Source organism: Streptomyces sp. NPDC040545 (genome assembly GCF_055595065.1).
Genome location: NZ_JBVIWA010000019.1, coordinates 61,420 through 81,133 on the forward strand (window position 1 = coordinate 61,420; position 19,714 = coordinate 81,133).

The following is a 19,714-nucleotide window of genomic DNA, read 5'->3' on the forward strand; positions in this document are numbered from 1 at the left end:
CGCGCTGCCACCGGACCGGGCCCGCGGTGCGGGCCGGTTGCCCAGGTCAGGGATGGTTCCGGGGGTGGCCGGAGCATCCGATCGCCACGTCCGTACGATGCGTGCACACCATCACGTGAGCACGAAGGGCATCCTCTTGTCTGGCCCACTCCCCGCCCCCCAGCTGTCGAAGCCCCCACACCCACCGCAGAACTCGTCCCCGACGGGGTGGTGGCGGACGAATCCGGCCCGCATCGGGTTCATCGCCGCCGTGCCCGTCTGCGGGCTGATCGCGCCCGGGCTGGGCCTGGTCGCGCTGATAGGCGCCCTGGTCGCACTGTGGCTGGAGAATCCGTGGCCGAAGCAGGGCAAGGTGGTGGCGACGATCGCCGCCGGGGCGCTGCTGGGCGCGGTCGCCCCGGCTCCTGCGAAGAACGGGCCACAGGACCATCCGGCAGCCGTGCAAGGCACGCCCGCCGTGGCCGCCCCCTCCGTGTCCGCTGCACCCGTGGTGTCGAGAAAGCCGCTGCAGGACTTTCGGGGCCAGAGCCTGGAAGTCGCGTACAGCAGGATCACCAAGACCGGTGCCAGGGTCATCTTCCACGACGCGTCCGACGGGGACGAAACCATCAAGTTCAGCTCCCGGGGACTGTGGACGGTCTGCTTCCAGAAGGAGGCAGGGACCGGGATCGATGCGCACCCCACGGTCGAGCTCGGCGCGGTACACCGGGGCGATCCGTGCCCGGCCCAGGACGGCGGCCCCCTTCCCCTGCCCACCCTGCCCGACTTGGTGTGGAAGACCTGGCCGCAGGCACGCACGGAGGTCGTCGCCCTCGGGGTGCCCGCCGAGCACGTCCGGGCCCGGGCGGCCTACGTCAACGACACACTGCCCGAGGAGGGAAAGTACGACGCGTGGCGCGTGTGCGCCCACGACCCGGCCGCCGGCGAACCGGTCCGCAGCAACACGGACGTGACGCTCTCCCTGTCTTCTCCCGCCAACGGCTGCCCAGAATCCCAGCGCGGAACCAGCACCTCGGCGATGCTCCCCGACCGCGACGACGACGGCGACCCCGACTACCGCGACCCCTATCCCGGCGACCACGACCGCAACAGCACCTTCCCCGACGGCCTCCCCGAAGACTCGGGCGACTCGAACCATTCCAACGGCCACGGCTGGAACGCGTGCCGCCACACCCGCTGGTGCTGAGACATGAATCAGACGTCATCGTGGTGAGTCTGCGGTAGCAGGATTCCTCATGCCGTCAGGCGGCCCGTGGTCACCGTCCCGGCGGGATCCGGCCGCGAGGCCGCCGCCACGGCAGGGCGTGAACCGGCCACTGCTCTCAGCACGCCCTTGCGGCCTACGGGGCCGGGGTGAACTCCACTCCGGTGCCGCCGCAGCCGGCCGCGATGTCCAGCGGCCAGTCGCGTTCCAGCTCATCCACCGCAAGGCCCCCAACGGAGCTTGGTCGCGGTCCACTCCGCCCCGTACCGGCACAGCGCATCCGCGGTCGGCGGCAGCCACGCGGCCCGCGCCAGCCGCACGCGCACGCACCGCGCAGGAGGGCGGCCCTCTGGCGTCCGAACCGGCCGTCTTGAACGTGCCACTCCGTGAAGGACGGCATGCCCGGGCCGGAGCGCGAGCGGGGCGGGTGCGCTCCCCCGGCTCCGTCCGGATCACGCATGGCTGAGGATGACCACCAGCGCGGTGGCCTCGGCGAAGAGCTGGACAGCGAGCGCGGCCTTGCGCACCCGCACGGCCGGCGCGGCCAGTGCGACGAGGAGCGCCACCGCACCGAGGCCGGCTCCCCACTCGAACAGCCAGCCGGGCAGTCCCGGGGCGCACTGCTCGCCATACGTCAGGCACCGGGAGGCATGCTCCGAGGCCAGCGTCAGGATGCCGGTCGCCACGGCCGCCGGCACGAACAGGAAGGCGGCCACGGCGGCCCACAGCCGGGTACGGTCTGTCGGCGAAGGGGACTGCACCGGGCGGGCGGAGACGGGAGCGGATGCGTTCATGCCCTCATCCAACGCGGGTGGCCGGCGCCGCACAGCCGCTGGGCTACTCAGATCCGGGTGACCGCGTACTCAGACGTCGGCAAGTACGAGACAGCACCGGTTGCCGGAGCCCGGGCTCGCACACCAAGCGAGCAGCCGAACGACTGTCCGTCGAGGGCGTGGCGTACCCGCCGCGTCAGCTGCGGCAGCCGTCGCTCGCGGCCATCCGTCGCGCCGGCGAAGGCCGGGGTCACCCAGGGCCGGATTGCCGTCCGGCGCCAGGCGGCGGATGCGGGCGGGCGGGCGCGCGGCCGACCTTGCCGATGTCGCGGGTACGGCCCGCGATGCGGGGTCGGCGATCGAGGTGGAGGGGGTGCTTGCGTGCGTGGCGAAGCACGTCTCAAGACCGGTCAGGAATCGAGAAGCCCCGGCCGCCGCCCAGCCCCTAGCGTGATGGTCATGGCAACCACCGCTTCCACCGCAGCCCACACGTCCCTCGCGTCCGTCACCCTGGAGGTGACCGACCCCGAGGCCGCCCGCCGCTTCTACACCGCCTTCGGCGTGGACACGTACCTACGCCTGCGGGCGTCCGATGCGCGCTCCACCGGATTCCGCGGCTTCACCCTGGCGCTCACGGTGGCCGGGCCGGCCACCGTCGACAGCTTCGTCGGCGCCGGCGTGGACGCCGGCGCCACCGTGCTCAAGCCCGCCGCGAAGTCGTTGTGGGGCTACAGCGGCGTCGTCCAGGCTCCGGACGGGACGATCTGGAAGATCGCGACCTCGGCCAAGAAGGACACCGGCCCCGCCACCCGCGAGATCGACGAGGTCGTCCTGCTGATCGGCGTCGAGGACGTGAAGGCCACCAAGCAGTTCTACGTCGGCCGGGGCCTGACCGTGGCCAAGAGCTTCGGTGGCAAGTACGCCGAGTTCGCCCCCGGCCAGGCCGCCAGCCCCGTCAAGCTGGCGCTGTACAAGCGCCGTGCCCTTGCCAAGGATCTCGGCGTCCCCGCCGACGGCACCGGCTCGCACCGCATCGTCCTCGGCGGCACCGCCGACGCCTTCACCGACCCGGACGGGTTCGCCTGGGAGGCTGCCGCGTCGCTCGCCCCCATGCCGTTCTGACGGGTCGAGGAGATCATGGCAGTGCTTCATGACCTGCCATGACATGTTGAGCAGATCTTCGGCAGCAACCTGACGGAGGGGCCGGAGAACCGGCGCGAACTGTTCGAAACCGCAGCTGCCGGACTCCCGCGATCGGCGGTCTCCGAAATCTGGAGGGCGAGGTTCCAAGCAGCCCCGCCTCACCGGATGGCCGGCCGCCGAGGCGATCGCCCTCGGGCAGCAGCGGCACGGGGCTGAGCCGTCACGGGTTCCAGCCGCAGCCGCCGGGCCGGCCAGGGTGGCGACTCCGGCGGGCCGAACCAGACCCGGACGTCCTCCCCGGTGCGGACGGGCAGGAGAGGGTAGTCGTTCTCGGCGTGCTCGGTGCGGTGCAGCGCATGGCCTGCGCCCAGGTGCCGGGCGGCGTAGGAGTCGAAGGCGGCGGCGTCGGACGGATGGCAGACGGTCGCGATCACCTCACGGGTACCCGGCTCCGGTGTGAAGCCCGGGCCGCGCAGCAGCAGGACGTCGTCGCTGTCGATCATGGTGGCGTTGGCCGCGTCGCGGTGCTCCCGCCAGACCGGGCCGGTGTAGAAGGCCTCCAGCGAGCGCCGGCGGCGCGTCATGTCGGGGAACGCGCGCAGCCAGACGAAGCGGTCCGGGTCGTCCAGGTCGCGGAACCGGCCCCCGACGGTGATGCCGACCGACTGCTGGCCGGTCACGAACTCGCGCTCGAACAGCTCGATCAGCGTTTCGCGGGCTCCGGGGTGGAGCGTGTACTGCCGGAGTTCGACGATGCTCATGCGCCGGCGCTCCCGGTGCGGGTGAGGTCCATGGTCCAGTTGAGCTCCCAGGTGCGGCCGTCGTCGCAGGAGAACTCCTGCTCCCAGCGAGCGGTGTCCGAGCCGAGGCGATACCAGGTGAAGTGCACCCTGATCGGGCGGCCGTCGTAGGTGTCCTCGCCGTGGAAGTCCCCGCGGTCGCCCGTGAAGCCGCCGACCACCGGCGGATCAAGACGGCCTGTCCGGCTGTCGGACCAGTGGATCGACCAGCGCCCCGTCCCGTGGTCGAAGAGCCGCAGGGTCACGCCCTGGCGGCCGAGCGTGGGGAAGGTGATCTCGTCGATGTTGCCGGCACCGCCGAACAGCGGCCGGACCACCGCGTGACCGGGGAACTCCACCCAGGTGGCCGGACCTGAGCCGAGCGGTGCGGTGAGGCGGCGGTTGGCCACGTCCCAGGAGCCGTGCAAGAAGTCGAAGTCGTCCATGCGCCGCACGCTAGGGGCACTCCCCTGACATCCGCTGTCAGTGGATACTGGGCGGCATGCGCGCGAGCCGGCTGGTCACCCTGCTTCTCCTGCTCCAGAACCGGGGCCGGATGACGGCCCAGCAGCTGGCCGAGGAGCTGGAGGTCTCCGTCCGCACGGTCTACCGGGACGTCGAGGCGCTCGGCGCCGCCGGTATCCCGCTGTACGGCGCGGCCGGACACGCGGGCGGCTACCAGCTGGTCGACGGCTACCGGACCCGGCTCACCGGACTGACCCCGGACGAGGCGCAGGCCGCGTTCCTCGCCGCACTCCCCGGCGCCGCCGCCGAGCTCGGCCTCGGCGGGGCGCTCGCCACCGCCCAGCTCAAGCTGCGGGCCGCCCTTCCGACCGGGCTGCGCGAGCACGCCGGACGGATCCAGAAATGCTTCCTTCTCGACGCCCCCGGCTGGTACGGCGACGCCGACCGTACGCCTCACCTGGCCTCGGTCGCCGCCGCGGTGTGGGCGCGGCGTGCGGTGGTACTGAGGTACCGGCGCTGGCGGGCGCCGGAGGAGATCGAGCGGCGGGTGGAGCCGTACGGGCTCGTACTCAAGGCCGGCCGCTGGTACTCGGTCGCGGGCGGGCCGTCCGGGATCCGCACCTACCGGGTCGACCAGATCCTCGGAGTCCGGCCGCTGGAGGAGCAGTTCGTCGTTCCGGACGGATTCGACCTGGCCGGGCACTGGAACGGTCATCTGGCCGGCTTCCGAGCCCGGCTGCACACCGGGGAGGCCCTGGTGCGGCTCACCCCGGAGGGCGCCCGCCGCCTCGGCGTGACACCCACGGGTGACGGATGGTCGGAGGCCCGGGTGCCCATCGAGTCGATCGACCACGCCCACGGGGAGTTCCTGCGCCTGGGCGCCGACGTCGAGGTCGTGGCACCGGCCGAACTGCGCGACCGCATCACCGAGACCGTACGAACTCTGGCTACCCGCTACCAGGGTTGAACCTGGGCAGAGGGTTCTCCCGACCGGGAGGGCCCGTATGACCGTCGCGGCGATGGGACCACGAGCGACATCGGGATGCGCCGGCCCCACCTGACTTCGGTCTGACCCCGGCCCTTGGTGGGTCAGCGGGCGAGGGACACGGCGAAGGGTTTGAAGCCGTGTCGGCGCAGGATGTGGGGCACGATCAGGATCATGGCCTTGGTGGCGCGGGCCGTGGTGACGCCGCCGAGGTCTTCGAACCGTTCGGGCTGCCAGCCCAGGTCTCCGAGCAGGCCGGTGACGGTCTTCTTCGCATGTTCGTCGTCGCCCGAGAGATAGGCGGTCGGTGGGGTGGACAGGGTTCTGGGGGCGGTCATGACCATGAAGAGCATGGTGTTGAGGGTCTTGACCACATGAGTGTCGGGGAGGGCGGCCTGGAGCTTCTCGGCAAGACTGCTGTCGGGGTAGCAGAGGTCGCCGGGCAGGCCGTCAGCGGCGTCGCGGGTTGCGTTGGAGACGGCGAGTTCGGTGCGCAGGTCGGTGAGGCGGTCCAGAGAGCTGTCGCCCGGCGGCGCGTTGATCACGATGTCCGTGGTGCGGGCAGTGGTGCGTAGGTCGGCGAAAGCGATCCGCGGGGCGAGCCCACTGGCGCGGGCGGCGGTGGCTTCGGGGTTCCGGGGACGTGGTTGATGTTGCCCTCGGCGGGGTCGACGACCCACCACTCGCCGGGCGGGAGCGCGCCGCCCGCCAGCTCGTCCTCGGCCCACTGCGACCCCGGCCGGGCCTGCAGCAGCGGTTCCCGCAGCACGTCCAGGACCGCGTCGTCGCTGGCGTGGATCTCGCCGACGACCTCGTCCAGGCTCACGCCGCGGGGGTGCGGGGTGTAGCGGTCGCGGAGCGTGAGGCCGGCGGCCTTCACTGCGGCGGTCACGTCGGACAGGAACGCCGCATCGGCGTCCTGGGGGTCTGTCGAATCTGTCGGTGCGGGGCGGTGTTCTCGCCCCGCCCCCGCACTTCGAAGGTAGGCCGCCCGATCATTAACAACAAGTGCATGCTTGTCACTTGTAGAGTTACCGACATGCAACTGGATCTGAATCTGCTCACGGCCCTGGACGCCCTACTGGAAGAGGGCAGCGTCGCCGGCGCCGCAGCACGCCTCCACGTCACCCCACCGGCGATGAGCCGCTCCCTGGGCCGCATCCGCAAGGCCACCGGTGATCAGATCCTGGTCCGCACCGGCCGCAGCATGGTCCCCACCACCCGCGCGCTGTCCATGCGCGCCCAGGTACACGCCCTCGTGCAGCAGGCCCAACACCTTCTCTCCGCGCAGCAGGAGCTCGACCTGGCGGCCCTGGACCGGGTGTTCACGGTGCGCTGGCACGACGCGCTGACCGCCGCTTGCGGCACGGCCCTGATCACCGCCGTCCACCGCAAGGCCCCCGGCGTGCGGCTCCGCCTGTCCGCCGAGCCCGGGACCGACGACGCCGAGCTGCGCCGGGGTGAGGTCGACCTCGAATCGAGCTCCAGCGCTCCGACGCTCCCCGACATCCGCCACCGCCTCGTCGGGAGGGACCGGCTGATCGTCGCCGTCCGACCGGGCCACCCGCTCACCGAGGGGCCGCTGGGCCTCGAGCGCTACGCGGCCGCCGGACACCTCACCGTCTCGCGGCGCGGAAGCCTGCGTGACCCGATCGACGACGCCTTGACCACGCGCGGCCTCGGACGACGCGTCGCCGCCGCCGTGCCCACCGCCGCCTTCGCACTGCAACTCGCCCTCGACACCGACCTGGTCGTCACCCTCCCCGACGCGGTCACCCGCACGGCCCGGGAACAGCTCGGCCTGGCCACGCTGTCGCCGCCACTGCCGCTGCCCGAGGTCCCCCTGTACCTGCTGTGGCACCAGCGCCACGACGACGACCGCGCCCACACCTGGCTGCGGGACCTGGCCGCGGAAACCGTGCAGGCACTGTTCGCACCACCGGGCACTTCTCAACAGCCGTCACCAACCGGCCCGGCCAGTGACGGATACATCGGGAAGAGGCCGATCGCATGAACCTGCGGACCGGGGCCGAGGCCGGGGTCTCGAGGTCAGAGTCTCGGAGCCGGGGTCTCGGGGTGATCAGAGGGGGCTTTTCGCGGGGTGAGGAGAGTGTTGGCATCGGCGTAGGGCAGGGCGTCGGCGCCGAAGCCGAAGGTGCCCGACTCGGTGATCTCGCGGGCTGCCCTCGTCAGGGCACCCAGAGCGGCCCGGGACAGCGCCGAGCCGGTGCTGATGCGGCGCACCCCGAGGGCTCCGAGGTCGGCGACGGACAGGTTCAGGGCGCCGCCCATCAGGACGTTGACCGGGCGGGTCAGCGATGAACAGACGGTGCGGATCGCGTCGGCGTCGGGCAGGGCCGGTGCGTACAGGACGTGGGCGCCGGCTTCCTGATACGCCTTCAGGCGGACGATGGTGTCGTCGAGGTCGGGCCGGTCGTGGAAGAAGTTCTCCGCACGGGCGGTGATGGTGAAAGGGAAATCGAGCCGTTCGGCGGCTTCGACGGCTGCGGCCACCCGCTCCACAGCTTCGGGTAGGGGGCGCACGGGGTCCTCCGGGTCTCCGGTGGAGTCCTCGATCGAAGCGCCCACCAGGCCGATCGCGGCGGCGGCCCGGATGGTGTCGGCGACGTCCTGAGGGGTTGGGCCGAAGCCGCTTTCCAGGTCGGCCGTGACGGGAAGACGGGTGGCCTCCACGATGCTGCGGGCGTTGTCGAGGACCTCTGCGCGATTGAGGGCGCCCGCGCCGTCGGGGCGGCCGAGGCTGTGGGCCAGGCCGGCGCCGGTGGTGGCGAGGGCCGGGAATCCGAACCCGGTCAGGATGCGGGCGCTGCCCGCGTCCCACGGGTTGGCGACGACGAACGGGCCGGAGCCCTCGTGCAAGGCCCGGAAGGCAACAGCCCGCCGGTACCTGGCATCAGCGGAAGCGGAGGAGGGGGCGGGGGTGGCAGAGGCGGCGTCCATACCCTGATCTTCGCAGGGAACCCTGGCCTTCGAGGGGTTGTCGCGCCCCGGCCGCCCCTGCGGGAAGGGAACGTGCCGAGGCACGCGGCTGCCACGGCGAGCGGGCGCAGCAGGGTCGGTCAGCGGTGCCGGGGCACGCGCACGGGGCGGAACCCTACGGCCCCCCGCGCCCAGCCCTGCCCGTCGGCCGCCCACGCCGATTCCCTCTCCCGGAGGCCATCTGCGCTCCCCTACCGAGCCGCCCACCGGTGACGGGATGTCGAGGGAGACGGAGCCCGGCTGCACGGACCGGGGTTTCAAAGGCGTCATAGCGGCCACACGCGCAGGAGGAACGGACTACGAGGGAAGGAACGCTCCCATGACGACGATGGTCCTGCTGATCGCGCCGATGGCGTTGGCCCTGCTGCTCGTCCACCGCAGGGGCGGGCACCGTGCCCGGCACCGGGCGAGCCGGTCCTGACAAGCGTCCCGCGTGCCGGCCCGCCCGGGCCGGTCCGGCGTCACACGAGAGCGCAAGCGAGGTGAGCGCGGTGTCCATACGTGCCAAGGGGTGGGCCACTTCCTTCCCCCTACACCGAGGGGTACGCGAGGCCCGCCGGTGGACCGCGGAACGCCTCGACTCCCTGCAGTGGACGAGGGACGCCCCCGACACGGCGCACTCGGTCCTGCTGACGGTGTCGGAGCTCGTCACCAACGCGCACGTCCACGCCCACAGCGGTGCCGGGCTGGTTCTCACCTGGGACGGCCGGTGCCTGCACGTCAGCGTCGCCGACGGCGACCCGTACCTGCCGGCCCCGCGCGACCCCTCAGGCGAGGCCACTTCCGGTCGGGGACTCGCCATCATCGACGCCCTCGCCGATACCTGGGACGCCCATTCCTTCCACGGCGGCAAGACGATCACCGCCTGTTTCCACCCCGGGGTGACACCCGCCCCGCACGCCGTCGAATCCCCCGACGTGTGACGGCCCGTTCCCGCGCGGTGGAGCAAGCCCCCCGCCGACGTCGCTGGTCCGGTGCACGCCGAGCGCGACGCGCGCCGGCCCTCGTCCTTCGCCGGGCCTGTTCCGTACCCTGGCTGCATGCGTACGCGTCCCACCCTGAGCTGGACCCCCAGCGAGGACCTACGGCCAGGCACCACGGATCCGGAGCCGGTCGCCGACGCGCTGAGGGCCGGCGGCGTGCTGGTGCTCAGCGGGGCGGGCCTTTCCACGGAGTCGGGCATCCCGGACTACCGGGGCGAAGGCGGAAGCCTGCGTCGGCACACCCCGATGACCTACCAGGAATTCACCACGAGCCCCCAGGCGCGGCGCCGATACTGGGCGCGCAGTCACCTGGGCTGGCGCACCTTCGGCCGCGCCCGGCCCAACGCCGGGCACCGGGCCGTGACCGCGTTCGGGCGGCACGGCCTGCTCTCAGCGGTGATCACCCAGAACGTCGACGGCCTGCACCAAGCCGCCGGCAGCAAGGACGTGGTGGAACTCCACGGAAGTCTGAACGCGGTGGTCTGCCTTTCCTGCGGCGCCTCCAGCACGCGCCGGGAACTCGCCCGGCGGCTGGAAGAAGCCAATGCGGGGTTCGAGCCCGTGGCCGCCCGGCTGAATCCGGACGGTGACGCCGACCTCACCGACGAACAGGTCGGAGACTTCAGCGTCATGCCCTGCGCGGAGTGCGGCGGCATCCTCAAACCGGACGTGGTGTTCTTCGGCGAAACCGTTCCCCCGCGCCGGGTCGAGCGCTGCCGCGAACTGGTCGATGCGGCGACCTCACTCCTGGTCCTGGGGTCCTCGCTGACGGTGATGTCCGGCCTCCGGTTCGTCCGCCAGGCAGCCCAGGCGGGAAAACCCGTACTGATCGTCAACAGGGACCCGACCCGGGGCGACCGCCACGCCCTCACCCGCGTGGCGCTCCCCCTGGGGGCGACCCTCACCGCCGTCTCCGCCGCACTGAACATCCCCGTCGACGGCCGGACGGCGGACTGAAGCCGTGAGCACGCACCGCTGCCGAGCGGCATCGGCAGCAAGCTCGCCAGTGGCGGGCGGACGGCGCCGGCGATGGGCCCGCGAACGGCGAGGCGCCGGCCGACTTCGATCCGCGCGGGCGGCCGGGGCCAGGCCGAGATTCACCCCGCCGCCGGGCAGTTTCACGACCGACGACCGGATCACGGTGCCTTCGATGACGGCAAGGGGCCTTCGGGTGATGACCCCGTGCACATCACCAGGGCACTTCGCCGGTGTCTGCGAAGAACTGGCCGGTCGGGCCGTCGTCGGGCAGGGTCGCGAGTTTGATGGCGATCGCCGCGCCCTGTTCGGGGGTGCGCACGCCGCGGAAGCCGTTGAGGTCGGTCGCGACGTAGCCGGGGCAGCCGGCATTGATCAGGATGTTCGTGCCGGCCAGCTCCCGGGCGTACTGGAGGGTGACGGCGTTCAGGAACGTCTTCGACGGCGCGTACGCCACGGCGATCGGACCCGCCGTCTGCTGAGCAGCGGTTCCTGACTGGCGGGTGAGGGAGCCGACGCTGCTGGACATGTTCACGATCCGCGGTGAGGCAGAGCGGCGTAGCAGCGGCATCATCGCGTTGGTGACGCGGATGACGCCGATCACGTTGGTCTCCACGACCGTCCGGATGGTGGCGGGATCGACGCGGGTGGGCTCCTGCGGCGCGCCGCCGGCGATGCCGGCGTTGTTGACGAGCACGTCGAGGCGCCCGGCCTGTTCCTCGATCAGCCGTGCGGCGGCGGTCGCGCTCGCGTCGTCGGTCACGTCCAGAGGTACGCCGAACGCGTCGACGCCGGCCGCGTGCAGTCTCTCCACCGCGGCCTTACGGCGCTGATCGTCGCGGGCGCCGACGCCGACGCTCCAGCCGAGGGCGCCCAGGCCCGCGGCGATCTCGTAGCCGATTCCCTTGTTCGCGCCGGTGACCAGCGCAATCGTTCGTTCACTCATGGGGATCATGCTGCCCTCGGAACCAGGCGGGGGTCCAAGACCGATCGGGTGGGCGACGATACCGTCAGGGTATGGATCCGGGGTAGCGTGGCCGGATGGAGACCCGGGAACTGCGCTACTTCGTCGCTGTCGCCGAAGAGCTGCACTTCGGGCGCGCCGCGCAGCGGCTCGGGATCGCACAACCGCCTCTGTCCCGGGCGATCCAGCAGCTCGAACGCCGGCTCGGGGCGGTACTGCTGGATCGGACCAGCCGCACCGTCGCCCTGACCGAGGCCGGCTCGGTGCTGCTGGCCGAGGGCCGGGCCGCCCTCGACGCGGTCGACGCCGCCGAGCGCCGGACCCGCCGCGCCGCCCTTTCCACGACCGGCCGACCCGGCCTGGTCCTGGTGACGAAAGCCAGCGCGGCCAGAGAACTGCTGGCGAAACTGCTCGACGCGTACGCCGCCGAACCCGGCGCGGTCCCTGTCGACGTCATCCTGTGCGGCCCGGCCGAGCAGGAACGGCTCCTGCGCGAGGGCCGGGCCGACGTGGCGCTGCTGCACCGTCCGTTCGACTCGACGGCCGGGTTCCACACCGAAGAACTCAGCACGGAGGGCCAGGTCGTGGTCCTGCCGGCCGGGCATCCGCTCACTGTCCGGGCCCATGTGCACATGGCCGACATCACCGGGCTGCCGGGCCTGCCCCTGCCACGCTGGCCCGACCGCAACGGCACCTACCCGCCCGGCCCCGGCCCGCAGGTCCGCGACCACGCGCAGTTGTTGCAGCTCGTCGCGCTCGGCCGGGCCTGCGCGGTCTCACCGGATTCGTGCCGAGCCCAACTGCCCGGTGACCTCTCCGCCGTGCCCGTGCTGGACGCGCCGAAGGTCACCACCGTGATCGCCTGGCCACCGCACAGCCGGTCCAGAGCCGTCGCCGACCTGGTCCGGACCGCGACACGTCTCCAGTAGTTCCGACACGCCTGGCCAGGTTCCACCTTTCGTGGCCCGGCTCAGTTCTGCGCGCCCCGTCCGGCTCCCTGGTGCGGCTATGCCGTGCCGCTGACGACGGATGGGGTCGCTTCGCATCGACTCCCTTTTGCACGAGCACAGTTGGGGTTCAGGAACACCGCACCCGACGGCACCGCCGATGAGGGCCGCATGCGACGCCCATCGACTGCATCGGCGTCTCCTTCCGGGCGGGTCAGCGCAGTCCGGCGAAGAGGTCGTTCTCGGGTACGGTCGCGCCGGTGGCGTCTTTGACGCGTACGAATGTCTCCGTGCCCATCAACTCGCCGAACCTCTCCTTGCCCATCTTGAGGAAGAAGATGTTCTCGCCCTGACTGGCGTGTGCGGCCAGCGCATCGAACTTCTGACCGCTGAACGCGGTGGTGTCCACCCAGGTGGTGATCTCATCGTCGGGGAGGCCGATCTTGGCCATCGCGGCGGCCTCGGCGGGATCCGGCTCCGGCATGTCCTCGTGGAACTCGCGCATGATCTCCCCGAACCGCCGCATCCCCGAGCGGGGCATCGTCGTCCAGTAGACCTTGGGCGTCAGCGTGGTCATCTCCAGCGCCGCCATCGTGAGGCGGTGGGCCTGGATATGGTCGGGGTGGCCGTAGAAGCCGTTCTCGTCGTAGGTGACGACTACATCGGGTCGGTAGTGCCGCATGAGTTCCGCAAGCCGGGTGGCGCCTTCCTCCACGGGAGCCTGCCAGAAGGATCCGGGGGCGTCGTTGCTCGGCCAGCCCATCATCCCGGAGTCGGCGTAGTCCAGCATCTCCAGATCGCTGATCTTCAGGACCTCACAGCTCGCTTCGAGTTCTTGACGGCGCATCAGGGCGACGGTCGCCGGATCGTGCCCGGGGTCACCCGGCTTGACGCCCCCAGGTCCGTCACCGCAACGGCCGTCGGTACACGTCACGAGAACCGTGCGGATGCCTTCCGCCGCGTACCGCGCGAGGACCCCTCCGGTTCCGGTGGCCTCGTCGTCGGGGTGGGCGTGCACTGCCATGAGCGTCAAAGGCCGGTCTGTCACGGAACAATCCTCCTGCAGAAGTACTTCTCGGTCCGAGTGCGCGGCGCGGCGCACCACGATCATGGGGCCCGGGTTCTGGTGGGGCGCAGACCTTGCGGTCTCCGTGTTCCCCGCCGGTGCGGCGCCGGTCCCTCGGTCGGTACAACCGCGCCGACCGGACCGGCTGTTCCCCGCACTGCCGCTCGGCCTTCCGGACGGCTGTCGGTAACCCCGTCGACGGGTCCGGGAAGGGGCTGAGAGGCTCAGGGTCGGCCGAGCTGCTCATGGGGGATCGAGCGGTCCGGCGACTGATCGTAGTCAAGGAGTCGCGCAGGGCGGCATCCGGACCGGCCCAGGCACCGGGGAGTGGTGGAGCGCCGAGGGTGGTACGGGTGTGGCGTGGAATGCGAACGACTGATGTTCGACGGCTGGATCGCTGCCGTCGGCACGGCATCCGGCACACGCGTGATCGTGGGCCACTGGCCGCGGTCACCCTTCGGACCGTTCAGTGACGTGATGCTGGAGCGCGCCGACGGGTGGCGCACGCTGCTCGCGCCCACCCCTCGGACGGCGGAGTACATCGCCGGCACCTACCACTTCGACGAGGTACGGACGGACCCCGTGAGCGTGCGGACTCGCGGCAGCGCGTGGGGCGTCACGGCGGGACCCCTGGACCTGCGCTTCCGGGTCGGGCATCAGGGAGCCCTCGGCCTGGCCCTGCGGGCTGTCCCCCGGCCGCTCGCTCGACGGCCGCTGTGGGCGGCCGTGACCGACGTTCCCGCACGCCTGATGTCCGGCGTACGGACCCGGGGCAGCTCGCGCCCAGGATGTCGCCAGTGGTACGCGGCAGGCGGCCTGTGGCCGATCGTGACCGCGCGGACCTCCTTCGACGGGACCGACCTCGGCGCACTGGCTCCTGTCGTGCCGCCCGTGCGCTTCGGCTTCGCGTCGGCCCCCGCGTCACCGGCACTGGTGCGGGTGGTCTCCACAGTCGAACGCGCCGTCACCTGAGCCCGCAGCAAACGCCGCGCGCTCACCCCCGTGCGCGCACAGACAGCAGGGTGGCCGGCGCAGCGCCGCGACGGCCGCGGCCGCGGTGGTCGCGGGTCAGCTCCACCGACCGGACCGTGGGAGACGGGGGCTCCTCCGTCGAGGCGCCCCCGTTCAGGTGCTCGGCACCTGGACCGGCCTGGCCAGTACCTGGTCCAGGACCTCGGTGAGGAACCGCGCCGGATCCGTCGCCGACTCCGTGGCGCGCATCGCGACGATCCCGTCCGGACGGACGAGCAGCGCCCCTTCGTCGGGAAGCCACGGGACCGCGACGCGATGCGCGGGGAGTCCGGCGTCCGCCGCGGCGGTGAGCCAGCGGTCGCCGGCGACGCCCGTCAGCACGGTCCACCGGGACGCCACCAGGTCGAGCGTGGAGACCCCGTCGATCCATGCGTGGGGCACCCGGGAACCCGGCGACCCGTCCAGCACCAGGTCCAGGTCCACCGTGGAGGGGAGTTCCGGCTGCGGATCGACGACGGCGGCCGAGTCGTACCTCTGCCCGAGGTGCACGACCGGCGCCGCCCACACCCCCGCCGCCGCCCTGGCGGCGTCGGCCTCGGGTCCGCGTCCCCAGTGCAGCTGCGGGTCGGCAAGCCTGCGCATCGCCTGGTCCAGCGTCGCCGCAGCGACCGGCTCGCGTTCGTGTGCGTAGGTGTCGAGCAGAGCGGCACCGGCCTCGCCGTGGTGGACGGCGGCCAGCTTCCACGCCAGGTTGTGCGCGTCGGCGACCCCGGTGTTGAGGCCGAACGCGCCCAGGGGCGACACCGTGTGCGCGGCGTCGCCCACGAGGAACACACGGCCGACTGCGAAGCTTTCGGCCGCTGCGCTCCGGGGCCGCCACGGGAGCACGCTGCGCACCTCGACGTCGAGTTCGGGATCGCCGACCGCCAGCCGGACGACCGCCGCGCAGCGCTCGTGCGTGAAGTCCTCGGGGCGTTCGCCGGCGTCGAGGTCGCAGGGGACGTGGTAGACCCAGTTCGTCTCACCGTCCACGGTGGCCAGCAGGCCGGGTGCCTCCGGCGTGGTGATCGTGCAGGTGGCGAAGGACATTCCACGCAGGTGCGGCCGGAGGTCGGCGCGGAACAGGATGTTGATCATCGACTTGCCCAGGTCGCCCGGCCCCGAGGTGCCCACGCCGAGCGCGGTCCGCACGGTGCTGTGGGTGCCGTCGGCGGCGACGACGCGCGCGCACCGCAGCGAGTAGCGGCCGTCGGGGCCCTCCAGTTCGACGTCGACCCCCTCGGCGTCCTGCGCGATGCCGACCAGGCGGGTCGACCACCGCAGGTCCGCTCCGCGGCGTTCCAGGTCTGCCGCTACGACGGCGTCGAGCCGGTCCTGGGCGCAGACGCCGCGCAGTCTGAACGGCGTCACGTCCGGTTCGCCGGCGGACGGGGCCGGCATGGGCACGGTCACGACGTCGCCAGCGCCCATCTCGACGACGGTCCGGGCCACCGCCTTGCCCACGGCGCCCCGGAGGTCGACCGCGGCGGCGTCGACGGCGGCGTCGAGCCCGAGTTCGCGCAGGACCTCCACGCTGCGCGGTCCGATGCCGGTGGCACGTGGGTGCACCGAGGGTCCGGAGCGGCGTTCGACGAGCACCGCGGGTACGCCGTGGTGGGCGAGCAGCGCCGCGGTGAGCAGGCCGACGCTGCCGCCTCCGACCACGAGCACCGGAACTTCTGGATACGTTGTCTCCATCATGGATACACCGTAGCCAGAAGGTAGGATGCAGGTCAACGAGGAAAGGAACCTCCCCCATGACCGAACCCGTCCCCTCGTCGGTGTGGACCCGGCCGCGCCCCGAGCCGCGTCGACGCGCGCCTGGGGTGGACCAGTACGTGGCAGCCGCGCTGGCCGTCGCGGACGCGGAGGGATTGGCGGCGGTTTCGATGCGGCGGGTCGCGGGGGATCTCGGGTCCGGGACCGCCTCGCTCTACCGCTACATCACCAACCGCGACGAGCTGGTGGACCTGATGGTCGACGCGGCGCAGGGCGAGGATCCGCTGCCCGAGTCCACCGGGGACTGGCGTGCCGATCTGGGGGCGGTCGCGCTCGCGTTGCGTGCGACGCTGCTGCGGCATCCTTGGCTGGCGGGTGAGCTGGCGGGGAGGCCCGCGCTCGGCCCCAACTCGTTGAGGCGGTCCGAGTCCGCGCTGCGCGCCGCCGTGGCGCTCACGCCCGACATCACCCTGGCCTCGCAGGCGCTCGGCGCCGTGCACGCGTACGTGCTGGGTTCGGTCGCCGCCCAGCAAGCCCTTCGACGCGCGGAGCAGCGCACGGGGCTCAGCGAGGAGGAGTGGCAGCGCAGCGTCGGCCCCTACATCAGCGAGGTCCTCGCGGCGGGCGAACACCCGATGCTCGCCCGCCGCGTCCTCGAAGCCGAGGAACCCGACCCCGACGTCGAGTTCGCGTTCGGCCTGGACTGCGTGCTCGACGGGCTCGCGGCCCGGCTGGGTCGCTGACGGGGGCGACCACCGCCGCCGAACGGTCGCTCAGGGCAGGGTGGCCCGGCCCTCCCCACCGCCCGGCACTGCTCCGATCGGGTGGAGTGCGGGTGACGCTCCGGCGCGCCGCAGGTGCCTCCGCATCCGCAGAAACGATCGGGCTCTGGTACGACGGGCGCGTTCCCACGCGACCGAAAGGTGCTCGCCCATGCCTCCCCCACCCCGCAACGCCCCAGAGCCAGGAACGCCCCGGCGGCCGAAGCCCCGCCGTCGGCGCGGCTTGGCGGCCCTGATCACCGGCATCCTGCTGGCCGCCGCCCTGCCCCTGGCCGCCGGGGCCCCGCCGGCCTGGGCCGCCGTCGGCATCGCCGAATACCCCGTCCCCACCCCCAGCACCCCGGTCGGCATCACCACCGGCCCCGACGGCAACCTGTGGTTCACCGAGGCGGTCGGCAACAAGATCGGCCGGATGAGCCCGGCGGGCACCCTCATCGCCGAGTACCCGCTGCCCGGCGAGTTCAGCACCCCGCACGACATCACCACCGGCCCGGACGGGAACGTCTGGTTCACCATGCAGCACTTCGACTCCCGGGTCGGAAAGATCGACACGAACGGCACGGTCACCGAATACCCCCTCCCCGAACAGTTCGTCGAACCCACCGGCATCACCGCCGGCCCGGACGGGGCCATGTGGTTCACCGAGCAGAACGGCCACCGGATCGCCCGCATCACCACGTCCGGCGCCGTCACCGAGTACCCGCTGCCGGCCGGCTCCGGACAGCCGTCCTACATCACCACCGGCCCTGACGGAAACCTCTGGTTCACCGAGATCGGTGACAACCTCATCGGCCGCATGACCCCGTCCGGCGTCGTCACCGAGTTCCCGGTCCCCGGCGGCGGCGGCCCGACCGACATCACCACCGGCCCCGACGGGAACCTCTGGTTCACCGTGTTCGGCGGCAACCGGATCGGCCGGATCACCCCGTCCGGCGTGATCACCCAGTACGACGTACCGTCGAACGGCCTCGGGCCGCAGCCCCAGGACATCGTCGCCGGACCGGACGACAGCCTGTGGTTCACCGATCGCAACAGCGGGCAGATCGGGCGGATCAGCACCTCCGGCGTCATCGCCATGTTCCCCCTGCCCTCCTCGGAGCGCGGTCCCTGGGGCATCACCAAAGGTCCGGACGACGACATCTGGTTCGCCGAGACCTCCAGCTTCATCGGCCATCTCCACCTGACCGACGCCGACTTGGCCGTCACGAAGTCCGACACGGGCTCCGATCCCGTCGCGGAGGGCCAGAACGTGACGTACACGCTCACCGCGACGAACAACGGCCCGGAGACGGCCGAGGGCGTCGTCCTCCAGGACACCCTTCCGGCCGGACTGCAGTTCGTCTCGGCGTCGCCCGGGTGCACCGCGGCCGGCACCACCCCGGACGTCGTCACGTGCGGCGTCGGCACCCTCACCGCCGGAGCGAGCGCCGCGCGAACCGTCACCGTGACGGCCACGACCGAGGACATCGCCGTCGACACGGCGGGGGTGGCCGGGGCGGTCTCCGACCCGGCCCCGGCCAACGACACCGCGACGGAGACCACCACCGTCGACGCGGTCACCTGCTTCGGAGAACAGCCCACCATCACCGGCACCCCCGGCAACGACAACATCAACGGCACGCCCGCACGCGACGTCATCCTCGCCCGCGGCGGCGACGACACCATCAACGGCCTCGCGGGCGACGACCTCGTGTGCGGCGGCCCCGGCGCGGACCGGGTCACCGGCGGGCCCGGCAGTGACCGCATCGCGGGCGGCGCGGGCGACGACGTCCTCCGCGGCTCCCCGGGCAACGACACCATCACCGGCGGCCCCGGCGACGACTTCCTGTTCGGCGACGTCGGCAACGACAACCTCGACGGCGGCCCGGGCACGAACAGCAACAACGGAGGCCCCGGCACCGACGTCTGCGCCAACCCCGGAACGGGCGCCGGCTGCCCGTGACCTGATCCCGACGGCGTGCTCCGGAGGCCCGGACCGGGACCCGGACCCGGAGCACCCCGCCCTTTCGGTCTCAGCCGGCCGACGGCGTCACCGCCCGGACGATCCGAGGGTCTGATCGGCCGTCTCGAATCGGTGTTCCGCCGGTTGCAGCTCTTCGTAGAGGTGGCCGAAGTAGACCGTTTCCGCCGTTCCTGCGAGTACCGCCAGGAGGAAGGCGAGGCACCCCATGGCGTGGTGCTCCCACAGGGGGCCGCGCCCCTCGTTGTAGAGCACGGTCCACTCGTCGGGATGCTGTCCGGGCCGCACCAGCCAGTACAGGAACGCCCCCGTGCCCTCCTCGAACGCCCACGGCACGACTCTCGCCCCCGCCTCCAGCAGTCCGGCAGGCTTCGCCTCGAACTCCCACAGGCTGGTCAGGATCTCGTCCCGTTCCGCCGTCTGCGCATGCAGGTCGCAGTCGTCGTAGGCGGAGCCGGGAACGAGCAGCCAGATCGTCTCGTCGAAGAGACCGTCGCCGTACGTCTCGACGAGTTGCTTGTAGTCGGCGGGCAGAGCCGCACCCAGGGCACGCTCGGCCTGCGCCCAGTCCACCGCGGGCGGCGGATCGGCGGGTGGCGGGCAGAGGCGGACGAGGGCATCGAGGGCATCGAGGACGATCATGGAAACGACCCTACGGGACCGCCGGCGTCGGCGATCCACGGCGTCGCCGACACCGTGCGCGGGGCGGGCTTACGCGATCAAGCCGATCACGGCGGTGACGAGGTTCGCGATCGGTGCGCCGACGTCGCCGACGAAGTCGGCCGCCTTCTGGAGGGAATCGCCGAAGACCTGCAGTACGTTCCGGCGCGGAGTACCGGACATTGAGGTCCCTGCTCACCTGCTCGGCCTCTGCGGCGGGCAGCTTGCTCGCCGTCAGTGCGACGGCTTCCGTGAGCTGCTTGAGCAAGGCCTTGGCCTCGTCGGCCAGCTGCGAGCT

At 72.1% G+C, this 19,714-nt stretch carries 20 protein-coding genes; 10 read left to right on the top strand and 10 right to left on the bottom strand.

Annotated features, from left to right (window positions below):
* Positions 1–136: 136 nt before the first annotated feature.
* Positions 137–1,186: a PASTA domain-containing protein gene (locus ACZ573_RS29720; protein ID WP_471309872.1), complete on the top strand. Its 1,050-nt coding sequence runs from the start codon at positions 137–139 to the stop codon at positions 1,184–1,186.
* A gap of 470 nt (positions 1,187–1,656) precedes the next feature.
* Here the strand turns inward: ACZ573_RS29720 and ACZ573_RS29725 are convergent, their stop codons facing one another.
* Positions 1,657–1,998, bottom strand: a complete 342-nt coding sequence (locus ACZ573_RS29725; RefSeq protein WP_471309875.1) for a hypothetical protein — start codon at positions 1,996–1,998, stop codon at positions 1,657–1,659.
* A gap of 432 nt (positions 1,999–2,430) precedes the next feature.
* On the opposite strand from ACZ573_RS29725, the gene ACZ573_RS29730 reads away from it, so the two are divergent.
* Entirely contained in the window at positions 2,431–3,099 is a 669-nt protein-coding gene (locus tag ACZ573_RS29730; protein ID WP_471309877.1) for a glyoxalase, read from the top strand.
* Positions 3,100–3,278: 179 nt separating this feature from the next.
* On the opposite strand, the gene ACZ573_RS29735 is transcribed toward ACZ573_RS29730, so the two are convergent.
* Both ACZ573_RS29735 and ACZ573_RS29740 read right to left on the bottom strand, forming a co-directional pair.
* Complete coding sequence (locus tag ACZ573_RS29735) at positions 3,279–3,881, bottom strand: NIPSNAP family protein (RefSeq protein WP_471309879.1); 603 nt, start codon at positions 3,879–3,881, stop codon at positions 3,279–3,281.
* The gene (locus ACZ573_RS29740; RefSeq protein WP_471309882.1) at positions 3,878–4,345 is read right to left on the bottom strand and encodes a hypothetical protein; all 468 of its coding nucleotides are present in this window, start codon (positions 4,343–4,345) and stop codon (positions 3,878–3,880) included. The genes ACZ573_RS29735 and ACZ573_RS29740 overlap by 4 nt, the downstream gene beginning before the upstream one ends.
* Positions 4,346–4,401: 56 nt before the next feature.
* Here ACZ573_RS29740 and ACZ573_RS29745 point away from each other — a divergent pair, with 56 nt between their 5' ends.
* Positions 4,402–5,331: a helix-turn-helix transcriptional regulator gene (locus ACZ573_RS29745; RefSeq protein WP_471309885.1), complete on the top strand. Its 930-nt coding sequence runs from the start codon at positions 4,402–4,404 to the stop codon at positions 5,329–5,331.
* A gap of 122 nt (positions 5,332–5,453) precedes the next feature.
* On the opposite strand, the gene ACZ573_RS29750 is transcribed toward ACZ573_RS29745, so the two are convergent.
* The gene (locus tag ACZ573_RS29750; protein ID WP_471309889.1) at positions 5,454–6,077 is read right to left on the bottom strand and encodes an NADPH-dependent F420 reductase; all 624 of its coding nucleotides are present in this window, start codon (positions 6,075–6,077) and stop codon (positions 5,454–5,456) included.
* A gap of 311 nt (positions 6,078–6,388) precedes the next feature.
* Between ACZ573_RS29750 and ACZ573_RS29755 the strand changes: the two genes are divergently transcribed.
* Positions 6,389–7,363: a LysR family transcriptional regulator gene (locus ACZ573_RS29755; RefSeq protein WP_471309891.1), complete on the top strand. Its 975-nt coding sequence runs from the start codon at positions 6,389–6,391 to the stop codon at positions 7,361–7,363.
* 35 nt (positions 7,364–7,398) lie between these two features.
* Here the strand turns inward: ACZ573_RS29755 and ACZ573_RS29760 are convergent, their stop codons facing one another.
* A complete protein-coding gene (locus ACZ573_RS29760; RefSeq protein ID WP_471309897.1) occupies positions 7,399–8,310 on the bottom strand; it encodes an isocitrate lyase/PEP mutase family protein in 912 nt (303 codons plus the stop codon).
* Positions 8,311–8,840: 530 nt separating this feature from the next.
* On the opposite strand from ACZ573_RS29760, the gene ACZ573_RS29765 reads away from it, so the two are divergent.
* Together ACZ573_RS29765 and ACZ573_RS29770 are read left to right on the top strand one after the other, a co-directional pair.
* Positions 8,841–9,272, top strand: a complete 432-nt coding sequence (locus ACZ573_RS29765; protein WP_471309900.1) for an ATP-binding protein — start codon at positions 8,841–8,843, stop codon at positions 9,270–9,272.
* 117 nt (positions 9,273–9,389) lie between these two features.
* Positions 9,390–10,289, top strand: coding sequence for an NAD-dependent protein deacetylase (locus tag ACZ573_RS29770; protein ID WP_471309902.1), 900 nt, complete (start codon positions 9,390–9,392; stop codon positions 10,287–10,289).
* 232 nt (positions 10,290–10,521) lie between these two features.
* Here the strand turns inward: ACZ573_RS29770 and ACZ573_RS29775 are convergent, their stop codons facing one another.
* A complete protein-coding gene (locus ACZ573_RS29775; protein WP_471309904.1) occupies positions 10,522–11,253 on the bottom strand; it encodes an SDR family NAD(P)-dependent oxidoreductase in 732 nt (243 codons plus the stop codon).
* Between the two features lie 95 nt (positions 11,254–11,348).
* On the opposite strand from ACZ573_RS29775, the gene ACZ573_RS29780 reads away from it, so the two are divergent.
* Positions 11,349–12,200 (top strand): LysR family transcriptional regulator, encoded by an 852-nt coding sequence (locus ACZ573_RS29780; protein ID WP_471309906.1) that lies wholly within the window; start codon positions 11,349–11,351, stop codon positions 12,198–12,200.
* A gap of 232 nt (positions 12,201–12,432) precedes the next feature.
* On the opposite strand, the gene ACZ573_RS29785 is transcribed toward ACZ573_RS29780, so the two are convergent.
* Positions 12,433–13,266, bottom strand: coding sequence for a PIG-L family deacetylase (locus ACZ573_RS29785; RefSeq protein WP_471309909.1), 834 nt, complete (start codon positions 13,264–13,266; stop codon positions 12,433–12,435).
* 378 nt (positions 13,267–13,644) lie between these two features.
* On the opposite strand from ACZ573_RS29785, the gene ACZ573_RS29790 reads away from it, so the two are divergent.
* Positions 13,645–14,256, top strand: a complete 612-nt coding sequence (locus ACZ573_RS29790; RefSeq protein WP_471309912.1) for a hypothetical protein — start codon at positions 13,645–13,647, stop codon at positions 14,254–14,256.
* A 153-nt stretch (positions 14,257–14,409) separates the two neighbouring features.
* Here ACZ573_RS29790 and ACZ573_RS29795 read toward each other — a convergent pair whose 3' ends face one another.
* A complete protein-coding gene (locus ACZ573_RS29795; protein ID WP_471309914.1) occupies positions 14,410–15,996 on the bottom strand; it encodes an FAD-dependent monooxygenase in 1,587 nt (528 codons plus the stop codon).
* Positions 15,997–16,052: 56 nt separating this feature from the next.
* On the opposite strand from ACZ573_RS29795, the gene ACZ573_RS29800 reads away from it, so the two are divergent.
* On the top strand, positions 16,053–16,757 hold the full coding sequence (locus ACZ573_RS29800) for a TetR/AcrR family transcriptional regulator C-terminal domain-containing protein (protein ID WP_471309917.1): 705 nt from the start codon (positions 16,053–16,055) through the stop codon (positions 16,755–16,757).
* A 190-nt stretch (positions 16,758–16,947) separates the two neighbouring features.
* Positions 16,948–18,738, top strand: a complete 1,791-nt coding sequence (locus ACZ573_RS29805; protein ID WP_471309920.1) for a virginiamycin B lyase family protein — start codon at positions 16,948–16,950, stop codon at positions 18,736–18,738.
* 87 nt (positions 18,739–18,825) lie between these two features.
* Here ACZ573_RS29805 and ACZ573_RS29810 read toward each other — a convergent pair whose 3' ends face one another.
* Both ACZ573_RS29810 and ACZ573_RS29815 read right to left on the bottom strand, forming a co-directional pair.
* Entirely contained in the window at positions 18,826–19,398 is a 573-nt protein-coding gene (locus ACZ573_RS29810; protein ID WP_471309923.1) for an SMI1/KNR4 family protein, read from the bottom strand.
* Positions 19,399–19,467: 69 nt separating this feature from the next.
* Complete coding sequence (locus ACZ573_RS29815; RefSeq protein WP_471309926.1) at positions 19,468–19,599, bottom strand: hypothetical protein; 132 nt, start codon at positions 19,597–19,599, stop codon at positions 19,468–19,470.
* Positions 19,600–19,714: the final 115 nt, after the last annotated feature.

What these genes read in the sequence shown, in the direction of transcription:
- ACZ573_RS29725 (WP_471309875.1), bottom strand. Translation starts at nt 1,998, where the DNA reads ATGAACGCATCCGCTCCCGTCTCCGCCCGCCCGGTGCAGTCCCCTTCG.
- ACZ573_RS29730 (WP_471309877.1), top strand. Translation starts at nt 2,431, where the DNA reads ATGGTCATGGCAACCACCGCTTCCACCGCAGCCCACACGTCCCTCGCG.
- ACZ573_RS29735 (WP_471309879.1), bottom strand. Translation starts at nt 3,881, where the DNA reads ATGAGCATCGTCGAACTCCGGCAGTACACGCTCCACCCCGGAGCCCGC.
- ACZ573_RS29740 (WP_471309882.1), bottom strand. Translation starts at nt 4,345, where the DNA reads ATGGACGACTTCGACTTCTTGCACGGCTCCTGGGACGTGGCCAACCGC.
- ACZ573_RS29745 (WP_471309885.1), top strand. Translation starts at nt 4,402, where the DNA reads ATGCGCGCGAGCCGGCTGGTCACCCTGCTTCTCCTGCTCCAGAACCGG.
- ACZ573_RS29755 (WP_471309891.1), top strand. Translation starts at nt 6,389, where the DNA reads ATGCAACTGGATCTGAATCTGCTCACGGCCCTGGACGCCCTACTGGAA.
- ACZ573_RS29760 (WP_471309897.1), bottom strand. Translation starts at nt 8,310, where the DNA reads ATGGACGCCGCCTCTGCCACCCCCGCCCCCTCCTCCGCTTCCGCTGAT.
- ACZ573_RS29770 (WP_471309902.1), top strand. Translation starts at nt 9,390, where the DNA reads ATGCGTACGCGTCCCACCCTGAGCTGGACCCCCAGCGAGGACCTACGG.
- ACZ573_RS29775 (WP_471309904.1), bottom strand. Translation starts at nt 11,253, where the DNA reads ATGAGTGAACGAACGATTGCGCTGGTCACCGGCGCGAACAAGGGAATC.
- ACZ573_RS29780 (WP_471309906.1), top strand. Translation starts at nt 11,349, where the DNA reads ATGGAGACCCGGGAACTGCGCTACTTCGTCGCTGTCGCCGAAGAGCTG.
- ACZ573_RS29795 (WP_471309914.1), bottom strand. Translation starts at nt 15,996, where the DNA reads ATGATGGAGACAACGTATCCAGAAGTTCCGGTGCTCGTGGTCGGAGGC.
- ACZ573_RS29800 (WP_471309917.1), top strand. Translation starts at nt 16,053, where the DNA reads ATGACCGAACCCGTCCCCTCGTCGGTGTGGACCCGGCCGCGCCCCGAG.
- ACZ573_RS29805 (WP_471309920.1), top strand. Translation starts at nt 16,948, where the DNA reads ATGCCTCCCCCACCCCGCAACGCCCCAGAGCCAGGAACGCCCCGGCGG.
- ACZ573_RS29810 (WP_471309923.1), bottom strand. Translation starts at nt 19,398, where the DNA reads ATGATCGTCCTCGATGCCCTCGATGCCCTCGTCCGCCTCTGCCCGCCA.
- ACZ573_RS29815 (WP_471309926.1), bottom strand. Translation starts at nt 19,599, where the DNA reads ATGTCCGGTACTCCGCGCCGGAACGTACTGCAGGTCTTCGGCGATTCC.